Origin of the sequence: Chromobacterium sp., assembly GCF_041912965.1 — a bacterium.
Classification (GTDB): Bacteria; Pseudomonadota; Gammaproteobacteria; order Burkholderiales; family Chromobacteriaceae; genus Chromobacterium; species Chromobacterium aquaticum.
The window spans coordinates 1-22,023 of the sequence record NZ_JAYSGF010000016.1 but is presented as its reverse complement, the minus strand read 5'-3'; the positions used below and the strand labels follow the sequence as shown (position 1 = coordinate 22,023).

Annotated in this window: 19 protein-coding genes and 2 tRNA genes; 18 read left to right on the top strand and 3 right to left on the bottom strand. The window is 61.2% G+C overall.

What is annotated here, in order from left to right; genetic code table 11:
* Positions 1 to 243 precede the first annotated feature (243 nt).
* Entirely contained in the window at positions 244 to 1,053 is an 810-nt protein-coding gene (locus tag ACE3QM_RS10685) for an SPOR domain-containing protein (protein ID WP_374421695.1), read from the bottom strand.
* Positions 1,054 to 1,190: 137 nt separating this feature from the next.
* Here ACE3QM_RS10685 and ndk point away from each other — a divergent pair, with 137 nt between their 5' ends.
* The 17 genes from ndk to ACE3QM_RS10600 all read left to right on the top strand — a co-directional run bounded on the left by ndk (position 1,191) and on the right by ACE3QM_RS10600 (position 19,242).
* A complete protein-coding gene (gene ndk, locus ACE3QM_RS10680; RefSeq protein ID WP_048409044.1) occupies positions 1,191 to 1,616 on the top strand; it encodes a nucleoside-diphosphate kinase in 426 nt (141 codons plus the stop codon).
* Between the two features lie 97 nt (positions 1,617 to 1,713).
* The gene (gene rlmN / locus ACE3QM_RS10675; protein WP_374421688.1) at positions 1,714 to 2,808 is read left to right on the top strand and encodes a 23S rRNA (adenine(2503)-C(2))-methyltransferase RlmN; all 1,095 of its coding nucleotides are present in this window, start codon (positions 1,714 to 1,716) and stop codon (positions 2,806 to 2,808) included.
* Positions 2,805 to 3,548, top strand: a complete 744-nt coding sequence (pilW, locus tag ACE3QM_RS10670) for a type IV pilus biogenesis/stability protein PilW (protein ID WP_374421684.1) — start codon at positions 2,805 to 2,807, stop codon at positions 3,546 to 3,548. The genes rlmN and pilW overlap by 4 nt, the downstream gene beginning before the upstream one ends.
* Positions 3,549 to 3,550: 2 nt before the next feature.
* Positions 3,551 to 4,480: a helix-turn-helix domain-containing protein gene (locus ACE3QM_RS10665; RefSeq protein ID WP_374421681.1), complete on the top strand. Its 930-nt coding sequence runs from the start codon at positions 3,551 to 3,553 to the stop codon at positions 4,478 to 4,480.
* A 13-nt stretch (positions 4,481 to 4,493) separates the two neighbouring features.
* Positions 4,494 to 5,777 carry a flavodoxin-dependent (E)-4-hydroxy-3-methylbut-2-enyl-diphosphate synthase gene (ispG, locus tag ACE3QM_RS10660; RefSeq protein WP_374421677.1) on the top strand — a complete coding sequence of 428 codons (1,284 nt, stop codon included), beginning with the start codon at positions 4,494 to 4,496 and terminating at the stop codon, positions 5,775 to 5,777.
* Between the two features lie 56 nt (positions 5,778 to 5,833).
* The gene (gene hisS, locus ACE3QM_RS10655; RefSeq protein ID WP_374421672.1) at positions 5,834 to 7,105 is read left to right on the top strand and encodes a histidine--tRNA ligase; all 1,272 of its coding nucleotides are present in this window, start codon (positions 5,834 to 5,836) and stop codon (positions 7,103 to 7,105) included.
* 14 nt (positions 7,106 to 7,119) lie between these two features.
* Positions 7,120 to 7,749: a YfgM family protein gene (locus ACE3QM_RS10650; protein ID WP_374421669.1), complete on the top strand. Its 630-nt coding sequence runs from the start codon at positions 7,120 to 7,122 to the stop codon at positions 7,747 to 7,749.
* 4 nt (positions 7,750 to 7,753) lie between these two features.
* The gene (gene bamB / locus ACE3QM_RS10645; protein ID WP_048409038.1) at positions 7,754 to 8,893 is read left to right on the top strand and encodes an outer membrane protein assembly factor BamB; all 1,140 of its coding nucleotides are present in this window, start codon (positions 7,754 to 7,756) and stop codon (positions 8,891 to 8,893) included.
* Positions 8,894 to 8,906: 13 nt separating this feature from the next.
* Positions 8,907 to 10,334, top strand: coding sequence for a ribosome biogenesis GTPase Der (gene der / locus ACE3QM_RS10640; RefSeq protein WP_374421664.1), 1,428 nt, complete (start codon positions 8,907 to 8,909; stop codon positions 10,332 to 10,334).
* Positions 10,335 to 10,423: 89 nt separating this feature from the next.
* Positions 10,424 to 10,681 carry an RNA chaperone Hfq gene (hfq, locus tag ACE3QM_RS10635; protein WP_039756760.1) on the top strand — a complete coding sequence of 86 codons (258 nt, stop codon included), beginning with the start codon at positions 10,424 to 10,426 and terminating at the stop codon, positions 10,679 to 10,681.
* A 97-nt stretch (positions 10,682 to 10,778) separates the two neighbouring features.
* The gene (gene hflX / locus ACE3QM_RS10630; RefSeq protein ID WP_374421661.1) at positions 10,779 to 11,909 is read left to right on the top strand and encodes a ribosome rescue GTPase HflX; all 1,131 of its coding nucleotides are present in this window, start codon (positions 10,779 to 10,781) and stop codon (positions 11,907 to 11,909) included.
* Positions 11,896 to 13,110 carry an FtsH protease activity modulator HflK gene (gene hflK / locus ACE3QM_RS10625; protein WP_374421659.1) on the top strand — a complete coding sequence of 405 codons (1,215 nt, stop codon included), beginning with the start codon at positions 11,896 to 11,898 and terminating at the stop codon, positions 13,108 to 13,110. Before hflX ends, hflK begins: the two co-directional genes overlap by 14 nt.
* A 3-nt stretch (positions 13,111 to 13,113) precedes the next feature.
* The gene (hflC, locus tag ACE3QM_RS10620) at positions 13,114 to 13,995 is read left to right on the top strand and encodes a protease modulator HflC (protein ID WP_048409034.1); all 882 of its coding nucleotides are present in this window, start codon (positions 13,114 to 13,116) and stop codon (positions 13,993 to 13,995) included.
* Between the two features lie 117 nt (positions 13,996 to 14,112).
* Positions 14,113 to 15,264, top strand: coding sequence for an ATP phosphoribosyltransferase regulatory subunit (locus ACE3QM_RS10615; protein ID WP_231462149.1), 1,152 nt, complete (start codon positions 14,113 to 14,115; stop codon positions 15,262 to 15,264).
* 34 nt (positions 15,265 to 15,298) lie between these two features.
* Positions 15,299 to 16,594 (top strand): adenylosuccinate synthase, encoded by a 1,296-nt coding sequence (locus tag ACE3QM_RS10610; protein WP_048409032.1) that lies wholly within the window; start codon positions 15,299 to 15,301, stop codon positions 16,592 to 16,594.
* Positions 16,595 to 16,696: 102 nt separating this feature from the next.
* Positions 16,697 to 17,740 (top strand): oxidoreductase, encoded by a 1,044-nt coding sequence (locus tag ACE3QM_RS10605; RefSeq protein ID WP_374421656.1) that lies wholly within the window; start codon positions 16,697 to 16,699, stop codon positions 17,738 to 17,740.
* A gap of 113 nt (positions 17,741 to 17,853) precedes the next feature.
* A complete protein-coding gene (locus ACE3QM_RS10600) occupies positions 17,854 to 19,242 on the top strand; it encodes an MFS transporter (RefSeq protein ID WP_374421654.1) in 1,389 nt (462 codons plus the stop codon).
* A gap of 45 nt (positions 19,243 to 19,287) precedes the next feature.
* Here ACE3QM_RS10600 and ACE3QM_RS10595 read toward each other — a convergent pair.
* Together ACE3QM_RS10595 and ACE3QM_RS10590 are read right to left on the bottom strand one after the other, a co-directional pair.
* Positions 19,288 to 19,374 (bottom strand) — tRNA-Leu (locus ACE3QM_RS10595).
* A 62-nt stretch (positions 19,375 to 19,436) separates the two neighbouring features.
* A tRNA-Leu gene (locus tag ACE3QM_RS10590) sits at positions 19,437 to 19,523 on the bottom strand.
* Positions 19,524 to 19,604: 81 nt separating this feature from the next.
* Here ACE3QM_RS10590 and rnr point away from each other — a divergent pair.
* A partial coding sequence (gene rnr / locus ACE3QM_RS10585) for a ribonuclease R (RefSeq protein ID WP_374421834.1) occupies positions 19,605 to 22,023 on the top strand: 2,419 nt, incomplete at its 3' end.

Genomic DNA, 22,023 nt, shown 5'->3' with positions numbered 1-22,023 from the left:
TCTTGAGACTGTTTGGGCTTGGCGCTGCCGTCGCGGGAGAATGGCCGGGCAAGGGGAGAAGGGCGGCTGCCTACGGGAGGCCGGTCTTGTTCCAATTGTCTGAGTGAGCCAGAGCTTTCCCCCGCGCCTTGGGCGCGGGGGATTTTTTTTGCCCGCGTTCTTGTCAGCGCCTATTCATGATTGGGCGGTTCGAAATCGACGCTCATCGCGCAATGTGTCGACCAACGCAATCGTGGGCTGCTGTTACTGGTTGGCCGGCGCCAGCAGCGGCGCGTATCCCAGGCCGCGCAGTTTCTCCATGGTCTCGTCGGCCTCGGCCCGGCTCTTGAACGGGCCAACCTGAACCCGGGTCACCGTGTGCGCGGGGATGCCGTGTTGCTTGAGTTCCTTGACCAGCTTCTCGGCGTTGCCGATGCTGGAAAACAGGCCCAACTGTACTTGGTAGCCGATGGAAGTACCGGCGGGGCGCGCCTTGTTTGGGCTTTCCTTGGCTGGGGGCGCGGCCGGCGTTGCGGCTTTGTCGCTTGGAGCGGCGGCGCTTTTCGCCATGGGCGCCGGCTGCGGAGCGGCGACCGGCGTCGCGGTCCGCTCGCTCGGTGCCGCTGCGTTTTTGGCTGCGGGCGCCTGTGCATGGGGCGCTGCGGCACCGTGGGCATGCTCCTGCGCGCGCGGGGCCGGGCGGTTGTTGACCACGGCCGGCGTTTTATCCAGGTCCGGCGCGCTTGGGCTGGCCGCGCTGGGAGAGCGCGGCGCGCCCGCCGCTTCTGCCGCGGGGGCGCTGCTGTCCGGTGTCGGCGCGCTGGCGACGGCCGGGGTCGCCGCCGGGGTTTCCGCCGGAGCGGAACTGGCCGGCTTGATGATCTTGCCCGAGCTGGGGCTCTGGCTGCTGGCGGTCATTTCCACCTTGGGCTTGTTGAAACTGTCGGTCAGCGGAATGGCGGCCAGCGCCACGGCGACCAGGCCGCCGGCGATCAGCAGGCGCTTTTTCAGCTTGCCGTTGAGATCGGTGTCGGCGTCGGCTTTGTCGGGGTTTTGTTGATCTTGTTCGCGCATGGTCCGTGGGGCTAGAGAAATGTGCAGCACATGGTTGAAAACACTGCTAAAATGTCGGGTTCGTCAAAATTGGGTAACCCGAGTGGCTGCATAATACTCAAGTTTAGCCACTTGTCTTGATGTTTGGGAGAATTTATATGGCAATTGAACGCACCTTGTCCATCGTTAAGCCGGACGCCGTTGGTAAAAACGTCATCGGCAAAATCTACGATCGTTTCGAATCCGCCGGCCTGAAAATCGTGGCCGCCAAGATGAAGCAACTGTCGCGCGCCGAAGCCGAAGGCTTCTACGCCGTGCACAAAGAGCGTCCGTTTTTCAAGGACCTGGTTGACTTCATGGTATCCGGCCCGGTGATGATCCAGGCGCTGGAAGGCGAAAACGCCGTGCTGAAGAACCGTGAACTGATGGGCGCGACCGATCCGAAGAAAGCTGAAGCCGGCACCATCCGCGCCGATTTCGCCGACTCCATCGACGCTAACGCCGTGCATGGTTCCGACAGCGTGGAAAACGCCGCGATCGAAGTGGCTTATTTCTTTGCTGCATCCGAGATCAGCGCCCGCTAATCTCAAATAGTACCCAGTTGTTGCGCAGCCCGCCGCTAGCGGCGGGCTGCTGCGCGAGGCGGTCGTCCACGCCGCCTCTGCTTTTCCCGAGGAATGCATGAAAACCAACCTGCTCGACTTCAACCTGGATCAACTCACCCGGCACTTCGCCGAAATGGGCGAGAAGCCGTTTCGCGCCAAGCAAGTGATGCGCTGGATGCACCAGATGGCGGAAGACGATTTCGACGCGATGACCGACCTGGCCAAGAGCCTGCGCGCCAAGCTGCACGAACGCGCGGAAGTGAAGGTCCCCTCGCTGATGACCGGGCAGGCGTCCAGTGATGGCACCCGCAAGTGGCTGCTCGACGTCGGCACCGGCAATGGCGTCGAAACCGTATTCATCCCCGAGGATGAACGCGGCACCTTGTGCGTGTCATCCCAGGTAGGCTGTGCGCTGGAGTGCACGTTTTGCTCCACCGGCCGCCAGGGTTTCAACCGCAACCTGTCCACCGCCGAAATCATCGGCCAGCTATGGTGGGCCAACAAGGCGATGGGCGTCACGCCCAAGAACGAGCGCGTGGTGTCCAATGTGGTGATGATGGGCATGGGCGAGCCGCTGGCCAACTTCGACAATGTGGTCAGCGCGATGCAGATCATGCTGGATGACCATGGCTATGGCCTGTCGCGCCGGCGGGTGACGTTGTCCACTTCCGGCCTGGTGCCGCAGATGGACCGCTTGCGCGAAGAGTGCCCGGTGGCGCTGGCGGTGTCCCTGCACGCGCCCAACGACGCCATCCGCGACGTGATCGTGCCGATCAACAAGAAATACCCGCTGGCGCAACTGATGGCCGCATGCCAGCGTTATCTGGAAAAAGCGCCACGCGACTTCATCACTTTCGAGTATGTGATGCTTGACGGTGTCAACGATAGGCCGGAACATGCTCGCCAACTGCTGGAGCTGGTGCGGGACGTGCCGTGCAAGTTCAATCTGATTCCGTTCAATCCGTTTACGAACTCCGGTTACGAGCGCTCCAGCAATAACGCGATTCGCGCGTTCCGCGAAATCTTGCAGGAACGCGGTTATGTGGTGACGGTGCGGAAAACCCGTGGCGACGACATCGACGCCGCCTGTGGCCAGTTGGCCGGCCAGGTGATGGACAAGACCCGCCGTCAGGCCAAGTGGATGCAGATCGTAGAGGACAACAAGCAATGACGATACGGCAAATGGGGTTGATGGCCTGCTTATGGATGGCTGCAAGTTCAACCGCATTTGCCGCCGATCCCGGCACCTCGCGCGAACTGGCGACGATACGCAGCCAGCTGGCCGTCGAATACGCCAAGATCGGCAATTACAAAGTGGCGCTCGAAACGGCGGATCAGGCCGTGGCCGCGGATGCGGCCTATGTGCCCGCCTATGTGTCGCGGGCCTATGTGCTGACCCTGTTGCGCGAGGATGGGCCGGCGGAGGCCAATTACCTCAAGGCCCTGCAACTGGATCCCAGCAGTCCCGAGGCCAATAATAATTACGGTTTGTTCCTGTGTGATCGAAACCGGCCCCAAGATTCCTTGTCCTATTTTCAGAAAGCGCTGGCCAACCCGCTGTATGATTCGCCGCAAACCGCTTATTTGAATTTGGGGCACTGCAGCGCCAAGATGGGCAATAAGGAACAAGCCAATGATTATTTGCTGGCGGCACTGCGCGCCGTGCCCAATTTCGCGCCGGCGTTGCGGGAATTAGCACAGTTGCATCTTGGGCTGGGTAATGCCAAATTGGCTGCTTTCTATTTCGAACGGATGGGCAAGGGAGCTGCGCTGCAAGCCGACGACTTATGGCTTGGGGTGCAGATTGGGCGTGCCAGCGGCAACAGGGTTTTGGAAAGTGAAAGTTCCGCCGCGCTCAAGAACCGCTATCCGGATTCCAAAGAAACACAACTGCTGTTGAGTGGAAGCTGAGGATGGAGCAACAATTCGAACAACAGGGACAGCCGGCGGACGCGCGCGTCGGCGCTCGGCTGAAAGCCGCTCGCGAAGCGGCTGGCATGGGTTTGGGGGAGGTCGCGGATCGCTTGAAATTGTCGATGCGGCAATTGGAGGCGATTGAACGCGACGATTTTGCGATTTTGCCGGGCGCAACCTTTGTGCGCGGCTTCGTGCGCAACTATGCCCGCTTTCTGCAGATCGACCCCGAGCCGTTGATGCACGCGCTGGATAGGCAATTTCCTTCCGCGGTCAACGACGTCGCCAACCTGGTGCGTGATGGTGGTCACGATAGTCAGCCGCAACCGACGGAAACGCTGGAGTCTTCGGGTGGTGGCGGATCGTCTGGGAAATGGATCATCGCTTTGCTGGTGCTGGCGGCTTTGGGCGGCGGCGTGGCCTGGCTGGCCAGCAATCACGAAAGCGACAGCCGACAAGCGGGAGGCGAGTCCTCTGTCCCGTTGGCTAGCGAACTGGCCTCCGCGCCATCCGGCGAGGCCTCCGCTCCGATGTTGGCGATCGACGCGCCGGCGTCCACGCCGGTAGTCGCGCCAGTAGCGGTTCCGGCCTCAGCGCCGCAGGCGGTGAAAATCGTCAACGCGGCCAGCGCGCCCGTCCAGTCGGCGCCGCCGGCGGCCAAGCCACAGGCCAGCGCCGCGGCGGCGGCCAGCGGCAAGCTGGTGCTGACGGTCAAGGACGCCGAGGCCTGGGTGTCGGTAGTGGATGCCACCGGCAAAAAGCTGGTGTTCCAGACGCTGCAGCCGGGCAGCACCCAGGAAGCGGTCGGCACGCCACCGTTCAAGCTGGTGATCGGCAATGCCGCGCAAGTGGCGGTGAATTTCAATGGCCAAGCGGTGGACCTCTCGGACAAGATCCGCGGCACCACGGCAAAGCTGGAACTCAAGTAATTCAAGGTAGCGAATGGATAGCGTGAACATCGCGCGACGCCCCACTCTGCAGGCTAGGGTGGGGCATGTCATTGTAGGTTCGGACGCGCCGGTGGTGGTGCAGTCGATGACCAATACCGATACCGCCGATGTGGCGGCCACGGTGCGGCAGGTGATGGAACTGGCCGAGGCCGGTTCGGAGCTGGTGCGCATTACCGTCAATTCGCCGGAGGCGGCGGCCAAGGTGGCGGAAATCCGTCAGCGCCTGGACGACGCCGGCTGTGCGGTTCCCTTGGTCGGCGATTTCCATTTCAATGGCGATCGCCTGCTGAGAGAGTATCCGGATTGCGCGCGCGCGCTGGCCAAGTACCGGATCAATCCGGGCAATGTCGGCAAGGGCGCCAAGGGCGACGACAAATTCGCCTTCATGATCCGCACCGCCATCGAGCACGGCAAACCGGTGCGCATCGGCGTTAACTGGGGCAGCCTGGACCAGGCCTTGCTGGCGCGGATGATGGACGCCAACAATCGCGTCGCCCAGCCCTTGCCCCTGGAGCAACTGATGCGCGAGGCCTTGATCGTTTCCGCGCTGGAGTCCGCCGACAAGGCGATGGAGTTGGGCCTGCCGGCCGAGCAGATCCTGCTGTCCTGCAAGGTCAGCAATGTGCAGGATCTGATTACCGTATACCGCGACCTGGGCAGCCGCTGCAATTTCCCGCTACACCTGGGCCTGACTGAGGCCGGCATGGGCTCGAAAGGCATCGTCGCGTCCAGCGCCGCGCTGGCGATCTTGCTGCAGCAAGGCATAGGCGACACCATCCGCATCTCGCTGACGCCGCAGCCGGGCGAGGCGCGCACCAAGGAAGTGGTGGTGGCGCAGGAACTGCTGCAAACCATGGGCCTGCGCAGCTTTACCCCGCTGGTGACCGCTTGTCCGGGCTGCGGCCGTACCACCAGCACCTTCTTTCAGGAACTGGCGGATCAGATCCAGAACCATCTGCGCACGCAGATGCCGGTGTGGCGTTTGCAATATCCGGGCGTGGAGGACATGAAGGTGGCGGTGATGGGCTGCGTGGTCAACGGCCCGGGGGAAAGCAAGCTGGCCGATATCGGCATCTCGCTGCCCGGCACCGGCGAAGTGCCGGTGGCGCCGGTTTACGTCGACGGCCAAAAGGATGTTACCCTCAAGGGCGACAACATCGCCGCCGAGTTCACGGCCCTGGTTGATCGCTATGTGGAAAGCCGCTACGGCGAGGGCGGCGCCAAGCGTCGCGAGGGCGGCAGCCGTACCATCCCGATTCGTCCGGTAGGCGTTTGAGCGCGTTTGGCGCAATGACCGGGCACTGATTCAAGCGATATACAAGAAAACAAGCAATGGCACAAAAATATCAAGCGGTCAAAGGCATGAATGACGTGCTGCCGGCCGAGTCCTATCAGTGGGAGTTCTTTGAAGGCAAGCTGCGCGAGCTGCTGGCCGACTACGGCTACCAGAACATCCGCACTCCCATTGTCGAAACCACCCCGCTCTTCGTCCGCGCCATCGGCGAAGTCACCGATGTGGTGGAGAAGGAGATGTACACCTTTATCGACAGCCTGAACGGCGACAGCCTGACCTTGCGCCCCGAAGGCACCGCCGGCACCCTGCGCGCGGTGGTCGAGCACAACCTTCTGTACAATGCCACCCAGAAACTATGGTATATGGGGCCGATGTTCCGCCATGAGCGTCCGCAGAAGGGCCGCTATCGTCAGTTCCATCAAATGGGCGTGGAAGCGCTGGGTTTCGCCGGTCCGGACATCGACGCCGAAATCATCGCGATGACCGCGGACTTGTGGCGTCGTCTGGGCCTGTCCCAGTATGTGCGTCTGGAAATCAACTCGCTGGGCAATCAGGAAGAACGCGCAGCTCATCGCCAGGCGCTGATCACCTATCTTGAGCAGCATGTGGACATCCTGGACGAAGACGGCAAGCGCCGCATGTACAGCAACCCGCTGCGGGTGTTGGACACCAAGAACCCGGCGCTGCAACAGATGGCCGATGGAGCGCCCAAGTTGTCCGACTACCTGGGCGAAGCGTCGCGCGCGCATTACGAAGGTTGGAAGGCGATGATCCGCGAACTGGGCGTCGACTTCGTCGAGAACCCGCGGCTGGTGCGCGGGCTCGACTACTACAATCAGTCGGTGTTCGAATGGGTGACCAATGAGCTGGGCGCGCAAGGCACCGTTTGCGCCGGCGGTCGTTACGATGGTCTGATCGAGCAACTGGGCGGCAAGCCCGCTGCCGGCATCGGTTTTGGCATGGGCTTGGAGCGCGTGGTGCTGTTGCTGCAGGACAAGCAACTGCTGCCGGCGCAGCGCAGTGTCGATGTCTACCTGGTGAACCAGGGCGAAGGCGCGGCCTTGTATGCGATGAAGCTGGCGCAAAGCCTGCGCGCCGCTGGCCTATCCGTGGTGCAGCACTTGGGCGAGGGCAGTTTCAAGTCGCAAATGAAAAAAGCCGATGGCTGCGGCGCGCAGTTCGCCGTCATCGTCGGCGAGAATGAAATCAAAACTGGTCAGGCGGTGATCAAGGCGCTGCGCGCCGAGATCGAGCAACAAACCGTGGCGGCGGATGCGGTAGCCGCCGTGTTGACCTCGCTGAAAGCTTAAGGGAGAGGGGCGCAATGGCGTTCGACTTGCAGGAACAAGAACAGATTGATTCGATCAAGGCCTTCTGGCAGCAGTGGGGCAAGCTGATTGCCGGCGTGCTGGCCGCGTCTGCGATCGCCTACCTGGGTTTCAAGGGTTATCGCTACTACCAGGAAGACCAGGCGCAAAAAGCCGCCGCCGCTTACGAGAACGTGGATGCGGCGGTGACGGCCAAGGACATCGCCAAACTGAAGTCGGCGGTCACTCTGCTGCAGAACGACTTCGGCTCCACGGCATACGCCGCCCGCGGTTCGCTGATCCTGGCCAAGGCCGCTTTCGACAAAAGCGATCTCGTGCTGGCCAAGAGCCAGCTGGAATGGGTGCTGGCCAATAGCAAGGATGTATCGGTGAGCGCCATCGCCCGCCTGCGTCTGGCCTCGTTGCTGCTGGATCAGAAAACCTACGACGCGGCGATTGCGGAACTGAACAAGGAGCATCCGGCTGGTTTTGACGCGCTGTTCCTGGATTTGAAGGGCGATGTGCTGGTCGCCAAGGGCGATGCCGCCGCCGCGCGCGACGCCTATAAATCTGCTTTGGCCAAACTGGTGGGCGACTCTCCGAACCGCCAGTTCATCCAGACCAAACTCGACGCGCTGGGAGGCTGATCGCATGCGCCGCCAATTGTTGCTTACCGCTGTGCTGTCCACTTCCTTGCTGGCCGGCTGCGCCAGCTGGTTTGAGAGCAATAGCCAGTTCAAGCCCACGCCGCTGGTCACGATCAAGCCCTTGCAGGGGCTGGAGGTCAAATGGACCGCGGGCCAGGCTGCGCCGGCCGCAGGTTTCCTGCCGGTCTACGCCAACGGCCTGGTGGTGAGCGCCGACGCCGACGGCCGCGTGCGCAGCATAGACGCGCTCAGCGGTCGCGTCAGCGCCGATGTGGATCTCAAGCGCAAGTTGAGCGCCGGTGTGGCCGTGGCCGGCGACACGGTACTGGTGGGTACCCAGGACGCCAAGCTGCTGGCCGTGGAGCGTGCCAGCGGCAAGGTATTGTGGCAACAGCCGCTGACCAGTTTGATGTTGGAAGCTCCGCAAGTGGCCGGCGACATGGTGCTGGTGCGTACCAACGACGCGCGGCTGACCGGCTTCTCCCTGGCCGAAGGCGGCAAGCAACTGTGGTCCAGCGGCAATGTGCTGCCACAGCTGACCGTGCGCAATAATGGTTCGATGCAGGCGGTGGGCAAGGAAGCGGTGATGGTGGGGCAGGCCGGCGGCCGTCTCGACATCATCAATCCGCAAACCGGCAATCCGCTGTGGCAGGGCGCGGTGGCCAATCCGCGCGGCGCCACCGAGTTGGAGCGCATGACCGATGTGACCTCGCGGCCGGTGTTCGACGGCGGCCAGGTATGCGCCGTCGCCTACCAGGGGCGCGTGGCTTGCTTCGAGGCGCGTTCCGGCAATCTGCTGTGGGCGCGTGAGATTTCTTCCAGCCGCGGCCTGGCCGTGGATGGCCGCAATGTCTACGTGACCGCGGAAGATGGTTCGGTGTGGGCGTTTGATCGCGGCACCGGCCGCAATCTCTGGAAAACCGACGACCTGAAATATCGGGACGTCACCGGACCCGCGCTGTTGGGCCGCTTCGTGCTGGTTGGAGATGGCGAAGGTTACGCCCATCTGCTATCCAATGAGAGCGGCAGCATCGTGGGCCGAGTCAAGGTCGGGTCCGGCCTGGCCAATCAACCGGTATCGCTGGGTTCGTCCGCCTTGATGCAAGGCAAGGACGGCCGCCTGGCGCTGCTGACTTTGGGATAATAAAGCAGTATTCATGAAACCTACCGTAGCTCTGGTCGGCCGCCCCAATGTGGGCAAGTCGACCTTATTCAACCGGCTGACCCGCAGCCGTGACGCCCTGGTCGCCGACCAGCCGGGCCTGACGCGCGACCGCCATTATGGCCAAGGCCGCGTCGGCGAAAAACCGTACCTGGTGGTGGATACCGGCGGCTTCGAGCCGGTGGTGGACGAAGGCATTCTGTTCGAAATGGCCAAGCAGACCCTGCAGGCCGTGGATGAAGCCGACGCCGTGGTGTTCCTGGTGGATGGCCGCAATGGCCTGACCCCGCAAGACAAAATCATCGCCAATCGCCTGCGACAGCTGCAGCGGCCGGTCTTCCTCGCCGTCAACAAGGCGGAAGGCATGCGCCACGCGATCGCCGGCGCCGAGTTCCATGAACTGGCGCTGGGCGAGCCGCTGGTGATCTCCGCCGCTCATGGCGATGGCGTGCGCGAATTGATGGAACTGGTGCTGGCCGACTTTCCGGATGAAGTGGAAGAAGAAGCCTCGCGCCATCCCAAGTTCGCGGTGATCGGCCGTCCCAATGTCGGCAAGTCCACCCTGGTCAATGCCATCCTGGGCGAAGAGCGCGTGATCGCCTTCGACCAGGCCGGCACCACTCGCGACAGCATATATATTGATTTTGAGCGAGATGGCCATACTTACACCATCATTGATACCGCGGGCGTGCGTCGCCGGGCCAAGGTCAGCGAGATGCTGGAAAAGTTCTCGGTGATCAAGACCATGAAGGCGATCGAAGACGCCAATGTGGCGGTGCTGGTGCTGGACGCCCAATTGGATATTTCCGAGCAGGACGCCACCATCGCCGGTTTCGCGCTGGAAGCGGGTCGGGCTCTGGTGGTGGCGGTGAACAAATGGGAGAACCTGGATGGCGAGCAGAAGGAAACAGTGCGCCGCGAGATCGCGCGCAAGCTGAACTTCCTCGACTTTGCAAAGTTCCATTACATCTCCGCCATTGAAGGCCGCGGCGTGGCAGACTTGTTCAAGTCCATCGACGAGGCTTATCGGGCTGCGATGGCCAAGCTGGCGACGCCCAAGCTGACCCGGGTACTGCAAGTGGCGCTGGAACGTCAGCAACCGCCGCGCTCCGGGCTGATCCGCCCCAAGATGCGCTACGCGCACCAAGGTGGGCAGAACCCGCCCATCATCGTAGTGCACGGCAATGCCTTGGACGCGGTGCCGAACAGTTATACCCGCTATCTGGAACATACTTTCCGGAAAGTGTTCAAGCTGCAGGGCACGCCGCTGCGCGTGCAGTACAAGTCTTCGGACAATCCGTTCGACAACGACGACGGCAAGGAGAAGTCCCGCGCCAAGCCCAAGCCGATGTCCAAGATGCGCGGACGCGAAAAAGAAGTGCGTTACGGCAAGAGCGGCAAGGGCAGCAGCAGTAAAAAATAGTACGCCGGGATGTTTTCTGCTAATAATAAGCAGACAACCGGGCTGTAAGGTTCAGTTAATACAACAATCAACGATTCGGAGAATAACGAATGAGCTCTAAAGGGCAAATGTTACAAGACCCGTTCCTGAACATCCTGCGTAAGGAACATGTGCCGGTGTCCATCTACCTGGTCAACGGTATCAAACTTCAGGGTCAGGTAGAATCCTTTGACCAGTACGTGGTGTTGCTGAAAAACACGGTGACCCAGATGGTGTACAAACACGCCATTTCCACCGTCGTGCCTGCCCGTCCGGTCAATCTTCCCCATGAACACCCGGTGCAAAAACAGGAGCAGCAAGACGCCTAAAGCGTTGCTGTGTTTGTGACCGGGCCGATCGGCCGCGCCAAGTTGGCGCGGCTTGTCGGCCTTTTGTCTTTTGCGCCCCAACTATGGTTTTCAAATAGTGTTTGATCGTCCCGACTTAGGCGACCAGGCGGTGCTGGTCTGCCTGGATTTTGGAGATGCCGACTACCAGGAAAACATTGCCGAGTGCGCCGAGCTGGTCAAGAGCGCCGGCGTTGAAGTGATGGGCATCGTGCAGGGCAAGCGCCAGCGACCGGATGCCGCCTTGTTCGCCGGCAAGGGCAAGGTCGAGGAAGTCGGCCTGCTGGTGCGCGCCACTGATGCCAATGTAGTGATATTCAACCATGCGTTGGCGCCGGGTCAGGAGCGCAATCTGGAGCGTGCGCTGCAATGCCGCGTCATAGACCGCAACAGCCTGATCCTGGATATTTTCGCGCAGCGCGCGCGCAGCCACGAAGGCAAGCTGCAAGTCGAACTGGCGCAGCTGTCGCATATGTCCACCCGCCTAGTGCGCGGCTGGACCCACCTGGAGCGACAGAAGGGCGGTATCGGCCTGCGCGGTCCCGGCGAAACCCAGCTTGAAACCGACCGCCGCCTGCTCGGCATCCGCGTCAAGGCGTTGAAAGAGCGATTGGCGCAAGTGCAGAAGCAGCGCCATACCCAGCGCAAGGGGCGCGGGCGCGCCGGCATCGCCTCGGTGTCCATTGTCGGTTACACCAATGCCGGCAAGTCCACCCTGTTCAATGCCTTGACCAAGGCGCGCATCTATGCGGCGGACCAATTGTTCGCCACGCTGGACACCACCAGCCGCAAGCTGTTCCTGAATCACCAGACCTCCATCGTCATTTCTGATACCGTGGGCTTCATCCGTGATTTGCCGCATACCCTGGTGGCGGCCTTCCGCGCCACCCTGGAGGAAACGGTGCAGGCGGACTTGCTGCTGCACGTGGTGGATTGCTCCAGCGATATGCGCGATGTGCAGATCGAGGAGGTCAACAAGGTGCTGGCCGAGATCGGCGCCGACGGCATTCCGCAGCTGCTGGTTTGGAATAAGTGCGATCTACGCGCGATGGAGCCGGAAATTGAGCGCGACGCCGCCGGCCGTCCGGTTTCGGTGCGGGTTTCGGCTTTGACCGGCGCCGGCCTGGAACTCTTGCGAACCGCGGTTGCCGAATGCGTGCAACCTTCCCAAAACAACCATAAAGACTATTACGAGCATGTCGCAGAATGACCCTAACCGGGGCCGCCGAGGCAATGAAGGGCCGCCGGACCTCGACGAAGTATTCCGCAACCTCAACCAGAAGCTATCGCGACTGCTAGGCGCCAAAGGCAATGGCGGCGCCGGCGGATCCGGCTCGGCCAACGCCAAGCCGCCGTTCAAGGGCGGCGTCGTGGCCGTGGTCGGTGTGCTGGCGGCCTTGTGGCTGGCCAGCGGCTTCTACGTGGTGGACGCGCGCGAGCAGGGCGTGGTATTGCGCCTGGGCAGCTTCAACCGGGTGACCGAACCGGGCCTGCAATGGCACGCGCCGTTCCCGTTTGAAAAGGTCGAGATCGTCAACCTGACCGAAGTGCGCAGCGTGGAAGTGGGCTACCGCAATACCGCCCAAACGCGGGTGGCGGAGGAGTCGCTGATGCTGACCTCCGATCAGAACATCATCGATGTGCAGCTGTCGGTGCAATACGACATCAAGGATGCGCGCGCCTTCCTGTTCAACAACGCCTCGCGCGAGCGAGACGCCAAGGACATCGTCAAGCAGGCGACCGAAACCGCGATCCGCGAAGTAGTGGGCCGCAACAAGGTCGATTTCGTGCTGAACGAAGGCCGCGCTCAGATCGCGGTGGAAACCCAGAAGCTGATCCAGGAGGTGCTGGATCGTTATTCGTTGGGCATACGTATCGCCAAGGTCAACATCAATGCGGTGCAGCCGCCCGAGCAGGTGCTGGCGGCGTTCGACGACGCGGTGAAGGCCGGTCAGGATAAGGACAAGCTGCGCAACGAAGGCCTGGCCTACGCCAATGAGGTCTTGCCCAAGGCGCAAGGCTTGGCCGCGCGCCTGCAGCAGGAAGCAGAAGCCTATGAGCAGAAAGTCGTCTCCCGCGCCGAAGGCGATGCGTCGCGTTTCAAACAAGTGTTGTCCGAATACAACAAAGCGCCCAAGGTCATGCGTGACCGCCTCTACCTGGACATGATGCAGCAAATCATGAGCAGCACCACCAAGGTGGTGGTGGATCAGAAGGGCGGTAACAACCTGCTGTACCTGCCGCTGGACAAGTTGATTCAGCAGAGCAACCCGGGTGCGTCCGCAGCAGCGCCCGCCGCCAGTGCCGCGCCGCAAGCCGCGGAACAGGCGGCGCCGGCTGCACCGGCCGGTGCCGGCAAAGGAGGGCGGGACGTAACTCGCGGACGTGATTTTTTTGGGGCGGAGCGATAAGCAATGGATAGACTGATTCCGACTGTTGTAGCCATAGCCGGTGTGCTATTTGTTGCCAGCCTGTCGCTGTTCACCGTGGATCAGCGCCAGTACGCGCTGGTTTTCCAGTTTGGCGAAGTGGTGCGCATCATCAAGGAGCCGGGCATACAGTTCAAGGTGCCGCTGCTGCAGAACGTGCGTTATTTCGATCGCCGGGTACAGACCATAGACGCTGAAGCGCCGGAACTGTTCAATACCCGCGAGAAGAAGAACGTGCTGGTGGACAGCTTCGTCAAGTGGCGCGTGGTGGACGTTGAGCAGTTTTACAAGAGCGTGGGTTCCGAGGCCGCCGCTGTGGCGCGATTGAAACAAACCATCAACGACGGTTTGCGCGCTGAATTCGGCCAAAAGATGGTTGCCGACGTCATTTCCGGCAAGCGCGACCAGGTCATGGACACGGTTCGCAAGCGCGCGGACGCGGATGCGCGTAAAATAGGGGTAGAAATTCTCGACGTACGCTTAAAACGAGTCGATTTTCCGGATAAAATAAGCAGTTCGGTCTTTGATCGCATGCAGTCCGAGCGTCGCACCGTCGCCAGCCAGTTGCGCAGCGAAGGCGCCGCCGACGCGGAACGCATCCGCGCCGAAGCGGACAAGCAGCGCGAAGTGATCCTGGCTGAAGCGTATCGCCAGGCCCAGGACCTGAAGGGCAAGGGCGATGCCAAGGCGGCGGCGATTTACGCCGAGGCCTATGGCAAGAACCCGGACTTCTATGCGTTCTGGCGCAGCATGGATGCCTACAAGGAGTCGTTCAAGAACAAGAGCGACGTGCTGGTGCTGGAGCCGAGCAGCGAGTTCTTCAAGTACTTCAAGAACCCGCAGTCCGGAGCAGGCAAGAGCAAGTAAGCGGCGGCGGAAGCCGCGCAGGACAATCGAGTAATGGAACACTGGCCGGGGCGACCTGGCCAGTTTGCTGATAACAAGGCGGGATGCTTCCCGCCTTTTATTCTGTTGAAAAGAATCATGCGCAATTGGCTGTTACCGGAGTATATCGCGGATATCCTGCCCGCCACCGCGCGCCAGGTGGAGTCCGCCAAGGCGGCGATGCTGGAAGGCTTTCGCGTGGCGGGTTACGAGCTGGTGCTGCCGCCTATGGTCGAATACATCGACTCGCTGGTGAGCGAGGAGGATGCCTCCTTGGGGTTGAAAACCTTCAAGTTGGACGATTATCTGTCCGGCCGGCAGATGGGCCTGCGCGCCGACATCACGCCGCAGGTGTCGCGCATCGACGCGCATCTGCTGGGCGAGCGTACCGGAGTGACCCGGCTGTGCTATGCCGGCAGCGTGGTGCACACCCGTCCGGATGGCGCCACCGGTTCCCGCGAGCCGATGCAGGTGGGGGCGGAGCTTTACGGTTATGCCGGCATCGAGGCGGATCTGGAAGTCATAGAATTGATGCTGGCGACGCTGGAGCGCGCCGGGGTGAGTGGGGTACGACTGGATATCGGTCATATGGCCATTTATCGCGGGCTTTCTGCCGCGGCGGGCCTGTCCAGCGAGACTAGCCGCGCCTTGTTCGCCAAGTTGCAGAGCAAGGACGTGGCCAGCATCCGCGAGCTGGTGCGCGATGTCGCCGAGCCGTATCGCAGCGCTTTCCTGGCGCTGCCTGAATTATATGGCCCGATAGCTGGCCTGGAGCGCGCGCGCTCCTGCCTGCCATCGCTGCCGGAAGTGGAGCTGGGCCTGATGCAGTTGTCCGCGGTGGCCAAGGCGCTGGAGGGTCGCGTGGCCCTGAGCTTTGATCTGACCGAGCTGCGTGGCACCCAGTATCACAATGGCCTGCTGTTCGCGGCCTACGCCGAAGGCTGGGCCGAGGAATTGGCGCGAGGCGGCCGTTACGACAATGTCGGCCGGCGTTTCGGCCGCGCTCGTCCGGCCACCGGTTTCAGCCTGGATTTGCGCGATCTGATCCGCATCCTGCCGGAGCAAGGCTCGGTCAGGGGCATTCGCCTGGCCGCCAAGCACTGGCCGCAGGCGCGGGCCGAGGTGGTGCGCTTGCGCGCCGCCGGCGAAATGGTGGTGATTGATTACCTGGGCGAGTCGGCCCAGGCACTGAATTGCGATCGCGAGCTGACTCCGGATGGCTCGGGTTGGCAAGTGGTTTCATTTAACTGATTTTTGAATCTGACTGAAGAAGAGGTTTTTTCCAATGTCCAAGAACGTTGTCGTGATCGGTACCCAGTGGGGTGATGAAGGCAAGGGCAAGATCGTTGACTGGCTGACCGACCACGCGCGTGCGGTGGTTCGCTTCCAGGGCGGCCACAACGCGGGTCACACTCTGGTGGTCGGCGGCAAGAAAACCGTGCTGCGTCTGATCCCGTCCGGCATTCTGCGCGATGATGTCGAGTGCTTCATCGGCAATGGTGTGGTGCTGTCCCCGGAGGCCTTGCTCAAAGAGATCGACGAGCTGGAAACCGCAGGCGTGAACGTTGCCGCTCGCCTGAAGATTTCCGAAGGCTGCCCGCTGATCCTGCCTTACCACGTTGCTCTGGACCAGGCGCGCGAAGCGGCCAAGGGCGCCGGCAAGATCGGCACCACCGGTCGCGGCATCGGCCCTTGCTACGAAGACAAGGTAGCGCGTCGCGCGCTGAAGGTGATCGATCTGTTCGACACTGCCCGCTTTGCCGAGAAGCTGAAGGAAAACGTCGAGTACTACAACTTCATGCTGACCAAGCTGTTCCAGGCTGAGCCGGTAAGCTTTGACGTGATCCTGGCCGACACCCTGAAACTGGCCGAGCGCATCAAGCCGATGGTGGCCGATGTGTCCCGCACTCTGTACGACATGAACCAGGCGGACATTCCGCTGCTGTTCGAGGGCGCGCAAGGCACTTTGCTGGACATCGACCACGGTACTTATCCGTACGTGACTTCGTCCAACTGCGTGGCCGGCGCGGCCGCTCCGGGCGCCGGCGTGGCGCCGCAGATGCTTAACTACGTGCTGGGCATCGTCAAGGGTTACACCACTCGCGTGGGTTCCGGCCCGTTCCCGACCGAGCAGGAAAACGAAATCGGCATGTTCCTGGCCAAGCGCGGCAACGAGTTCGGCTCGGTGACCGGCCGTCCGCGCCGCTGTGGTTGGTTTGACGCCGCCGCGCTCAAGCGCTCCATTCAGATCAACGGCGTGTCCGGCCTGTGCGTGACCAAGCTGGACGTGATGGATGGTCTGGAAGAAATCAAGCTGTGCGTGGGCTATACCCTGGACGGCGAGAAAGTGGACATCCTGCCCTTCGGTTCCGACGCGGTCAGCAAGTGCGTGCCGGTGTACGAAACCATGCCGGGCTGGACTGAAAGCACTTTCGGCGCCAAGCGCTGGGAAGATCTGCCTGCCAATGCCCAGGCCTATCTGACCCGCATCGCCGAAGTGTGCGGCGCTCCGGTGGACATCATCTCCACCGGTCCGGATCGCGAAGAAACCATCGTGATGCGTCACCCCTACGGTCTGTAAGCCTGCTTGCAGTCCTGGAGGAAAACCCGCCTTAACCGGCGGGTTTTTTCATGTCCGCGGCCAGCGTAGACTGTTTGCGAAATCGTTACGGAAAGCGAAAACATGCAACCTTTGAATGTCGCCCTGGTTGGTTATGGCTATGCCGGCAAGACTTTTCACGCGCCTTTGATTGCCGCCGTCCCCGAGCTGAGACTGGCCGCCGTGGTCAGCAGCCGGCCGGACGCGGTTCAGGCCGACTGGCCACAACTGCCGGTGTTGGCCAGCTTGGAGCAGGCCTTGACCGATCCGGCGATTGATATGGTCGTTATCGCCAGTCCCAACCAGCAGCATTATCCGCAGGCGCGCGCGGCTTTGCTCGCTGGCAAGCACGTGGTGGTGGACAAGCCGTTCACGGTTGCGTCGGAGCAGGCGCGTGAACTGTGCTTGTTGGCCGAGCGGACGGGTAGTCCATTGTTGTCGGTATTTCATAACAGGCGCTGGGACTCAGACTTTCTGGCGCTGCAAGCCTTGCTGGCCAGTGGCGAATTGGGTGCTCTCAGTCATTTCGAGTCCCATTTCGACCGCTATCGGCCAGAAGTGCGCGCGCGCTGGCGCGAGCAGGATGAGCCTGGAGCGGGGCTGTGGTATGACCTGGGGCCGCATCTGCTGGACCAGGCCTTGCTGCTGCTGGGCTGGCCGCAGACGATTTATGCGCACTTATCCCGGCAGAGAGCCGGCGCGCAGGCGACGGATTACTTTCATGTGCAGCTGGGGTACGGAAAATACCAGGCAATATTGCATGGTTCCTGCCTGGTGAGCGGCGGGGCACCGCGTTTCAGCCTGCATGGCGCCAGTGCCAGTTATGTGAAGTTTGGTCTGGATACTCAGGAAGAGCTCTTGAAAGCCGGGGGGCGTCCCGGGTCAAGCGGCTGGGGCCATGATTCCGAACCCGGCATCGTGTACCGCCCGCCGCCGGCTGTCGGCGAGCGTCGGCCGGCACCGGATGGGGACTATCTCGAGTATTACCGCGCGGTGGCCGGCGCCGCGCGCGGTCAGCGCGCCAATCCGGTGACGGCGCGGGAGGCGTGGCGAGTGATTTCCTTGCTGGAACTGGCGGAGCGTAGCGCGGCGGATGGCCGGCGCCTGTTTTGCCATCCGCTGGCTTGATCCTTGGCGGGTCGAGGCCGCTTTACGTTTAGACATCATTTGCGCCGCTCCGCCTGCTCGTCGCGGCGGAGGCGGGTGCTACACTGATTGTGTTTTTCCGAAATTCTATCATCATGCAGCTCAAGCTTGCCGCCGGCATGGTCACGCCCCTGATCGTGGCCACCGCCTTGTTCATGGAGAACATGGACGCCACCGTGATTGCCACGTCCTTGCCGGCGATTGCACATGATCTTCACGTCGATCCCATTGGTCTGAAACTGGCCTTGACCTCTTACCTGGTGAGTCTGGCGGTCTTCATTCCCATTAGCGGCTGGATGGCCGATCGCTTTGGCGCGCGCCGTATTTTCCGCTCAGCCATCGTGGTGTTTGTGTTGGGTTCTTTATTGTGCGTCGTCAGTGCTTCCTTGAGCAGCTTCGTGTTGGCGCGCTTCGTACAAGGCATGGGCGGCGCGATGATGGTGCCGGTGGGGCGGCTAGTCATTCTGCGCACCACGGACAAGGCGGATCTGGTGCGCGCGCTCAGCTATCTGACCGTGCCGGCTTTGCTGGGGCCGGTGATAGGTCCACCGCTGGGCGGGTTCATCAGTACCTATTTTCATTGGCGCTGGATCTTTCTGATCAATATTCCCATCGGGGTATTGGGCTGGTGGCTGGCTCGCCGGCATATAGAAGACTTGAGGGACGAGGCGGTGCCGCCGCTGGATTGGGCGGGCTTTGCGTTGACCGGAGTGGGCTTGTCGCTGCTGATGTTGGGTCTGGCCTCGGAGGGCAAGCATCTGGTGTCGACCGGGTGGTCGCTCGCGCTGGGAGGCATGGGCATGGCCTTGCTATTGCTGTATCTGGCGCACTACCGCAAGGCGGTCCATCCCTTGCTGGATTTGTCCTTATTGCGTCTGCCGACGTTTCATGCCGGTGTGGTTGGCGGCTTCATGTTCCGGGTCGGCATCGGAGCGACGCCGTTTCTGCTGCCCTTGATGCTGCAACTGGGCTTGGGCTTTAGTCCCTTCGTATCTGGTTTGCTGACCTGCGCCACCGCCGTTGGCGCCATTTTCATGAAAACCATAGTGGCTCGCATCTTGCGGCGCTTTGGTTTCCGTCGGGTGCTGATCGTCAATAGCGTGCTGGCAGGGCTGTCCATTGCGGCCTATGCGCTGTTCTACGAAGCGCCAAGCTATGTCTGGATGCTGGCGGTGTTTATCTTCGGCGGTTGCCTGCGTTCCCTGCAGTTCACCAGCCTCAATGCGATTTCTTTTGCCGACGTTACGCCGGCCAGCATGAGCCATGCCACCAGCCTCTCCGGTGTGGCGCAGCAACTGGCCGCTGGCTTCGGGGTGACGGTGGGTGCTTTCGTGGTGCAAGGGGTGGCGACGCTGCGTGGTCATGAACAACTGGGGGTTGGCGACTTTGCCTGGGCCTTCGTCGTAATGGGTGTGCTGACCATGTTGTCTGGGTTGATGTTCGTGCGGCTGGATCGGCGTTCCGGCGAGGCGCTGGCGGGGTAGGGGAAAAGCAAAAACCCCGATGATCATTGATCATCGGGGTTTTATTGGTGCCCAAGAGAAGACTCGAACTTCCACACCCTTGCGGGCGCTAGGACCTGAACCTAGTGCGTCTACCAATTCCGCCACCTGGGCATAAACCTGGATTGTATTACTGCTGGGTATTAGTCCAAAAAGACTAAAAACCTGAAAACTGTTGGTGCCCAAGAGAAGACTCGAACTTCCACACCCTTGCGGGCGCTAGGACCTGAACCTAGTGCGTCTACCAATTCCGCCACCTGGGCTTCGCTTTGCTGTATTATTCGCTGCATCTCTGCAACGAGATGCGAATTATAGACATATTCTTGAGGGTGTCAATGGCTAGAATACAAAAAAAACAAAAATCCCTGTCCCTGCGCGAACAGGACCCCCATCTGGAACGGGAAAAACTCAAATATTCCAATCCCTTGCCGAGCAGAGAATTCGTTTTGCAGATTTTGGCAGAGCAAGGGATTCCGCTGTTTCCTGACGAATTAGCGCGCATGTTATCGATTAAACGCGCCGAATCGGTTTACTTCGAGCGCCGTTTACGCGCAATGGAACGCGATGGTGAAATCATCATCAATCGCAAAGGCGCGGTTTGCGTTGCGCAAAAACTCGATCTGATCAAGTGCAAGGTATCGGGCCATCGTGATGGCTATGGCTTTGCCATTCCAGATGAGGGCGAAGGGCAGGGTGGAGATATCTTCCTGCCCGAGCGGGAAATGAAAAAGGCGATGCATGGCGATCGCGTCATGGTTCGGCCATCCGGCGTCGACCGCCGCGGTCGCCAGGAGGGCAAGATCGTCGAGGTGCTCGACCATGTGGTGAGCAAACTGGTCGGCCGCATCAACCGTGTGCGCGGTGTTTGGGTGGTAACGCCCGAGGACCGGAAGCTGAATCACGATATCTTGATCGAACCGGGCGGCGAAGCCGGCGCCAGGGACGGCCAAGTGGTGATGGTGGAAATCCTCCAATACCCGGACGCTTATCGCCAGCCGATCGGCAAAGTGATTGAAGTGCTCGGCAACTATGCCGATCCGGGCATGGAAATCGAAATCGCGCTGCGCAAGCACGATCTGCCGCACCAGTTCCCCGAAGATGCGTTGGCCCAGGCCAAGGCAACGCCGAAGAAAGTGCGCAAGAAGGATTGGTCCAAGGATCGCGTCGATCTGAGAGAGCTGCCGCTGGTGACCATAGATGGCGAGACCGCGCGTGATTTCGACGATGCCGTCTATGCGGAAAAGCAAGGCAAGGGCTTCCGCCTGGTGGTGGCCATTGCCGATGTCAGCTTCTATGTCCAACCGGGCGATGCGCTGGATCAGGAAGCGATCAATCGCGGTACCTCGGTTTATTTTCCGCGCCGGGTGATTCCGATGTTGCCGGAGGCGCTGTCCAATGGCATCTGCTCCTTGAACCCGGATGTGGAACGGATGTGCATGGTCTGCGATATGCAGATCAACGCCAAGGGCGTGGTCAAGCGTTACCAGTTCTATCCCGCGGTGATGTTGTCCAAGGCCAGGCTGACGTATACCCAAGTATGGGACTGGATTCAGAATGGCAGCGACAATCCCTTGTTGCCGCAGATCCAGACCTTGTATGCCTTGTTCAAGGTCTTGCTGGGCGCGCGCAGCCAGCGCGGCGCCATTGAGTTCGACTCCACCGAAACTCAGATGATCTTTAACGATGTGGGCAAGATCGAACGCATCGTGCCGGTGGTGCGCAACGACGCGCACCGCCTGATCGAGGAATGCATGCTGGCGGCCAATGTCTGCGCGGCCGACTTCCTGGAACAGAACGGACACAAGGCGCTGTATCGGGTGCACGAAGGACCGACCGAGGAAAAGCTGGAAAATCTGCGCAACTACCTACGCCTGGTTGGCTTGAGCTTGGGCGGCGGAGACAAGCCCACCGCCAAGGACTACGCCAAACTGGCTGAGCAGATCCATGGACGGCCGGATGCGCCGGTATTGCAAACCATGCTGCTGCGTTCCATGCAGCAGGCGGTTTACACGCCGGACAACAACGGCCACTTTGGCCTGGCTTACGAAGCTTATGCGCACTTCACCTCGCCGATCCGCCGTTACCCCGATTTGTTGGTGCATCGTTCGATCAAGGCGGTACTCAATGGCGGCAAGTACAAGCCTGGCAAGTGGGCCGCTTTGGGGGTGCATTGCTCGATGACGGAGCGGCGCGCCGACGATGCCAGCCGAGACGTGGAGTCCTGGCTGAAGACCTACTATATGCGCGACAAGATCGGCGAGGTCTTCAAGGGCAAGATCAGCGCTGTCACCAGCTTTGGCGTTTTTGTACTGCTGGATGATGTGTATGTGGAAGGGCTGGTGCACATTTCCGAGCTTGGCAAGGACTATTTCCACTTCAAGAAAGACATTCAGGCGATAGTCGGCGAGAAGAGCGGCATGCAATACCGCTTGGGCGACACTTTGACGGTCAAGGTGATGAGCGCCAACCTGGAAAGCGCGCAAGTCGACTTCGCGCTGATCAAAGAGGGTGATGTTCGTTCTACGGCGTCGTCGATTCCCGCCCGCAGTGCTGGAGCACGTCCTGGTAGTTCGCCTCGTGGGGCTGCTCCCAAGGTTGTGGAGGCAAAGCCCGCGGCCTTGCCGGCTGCGCCCAAGGGACGAAGCCGGAGTGCTGTTCAAGGTCAGCCGGTAGCGGCTAAGCCTGTGGCGAGTAAACCGGTAGCAGCCAAACCGGTAGCAGCCAAACCGGTAGCAGCCAAACCGGTAGCAGCCAAACCGGTAG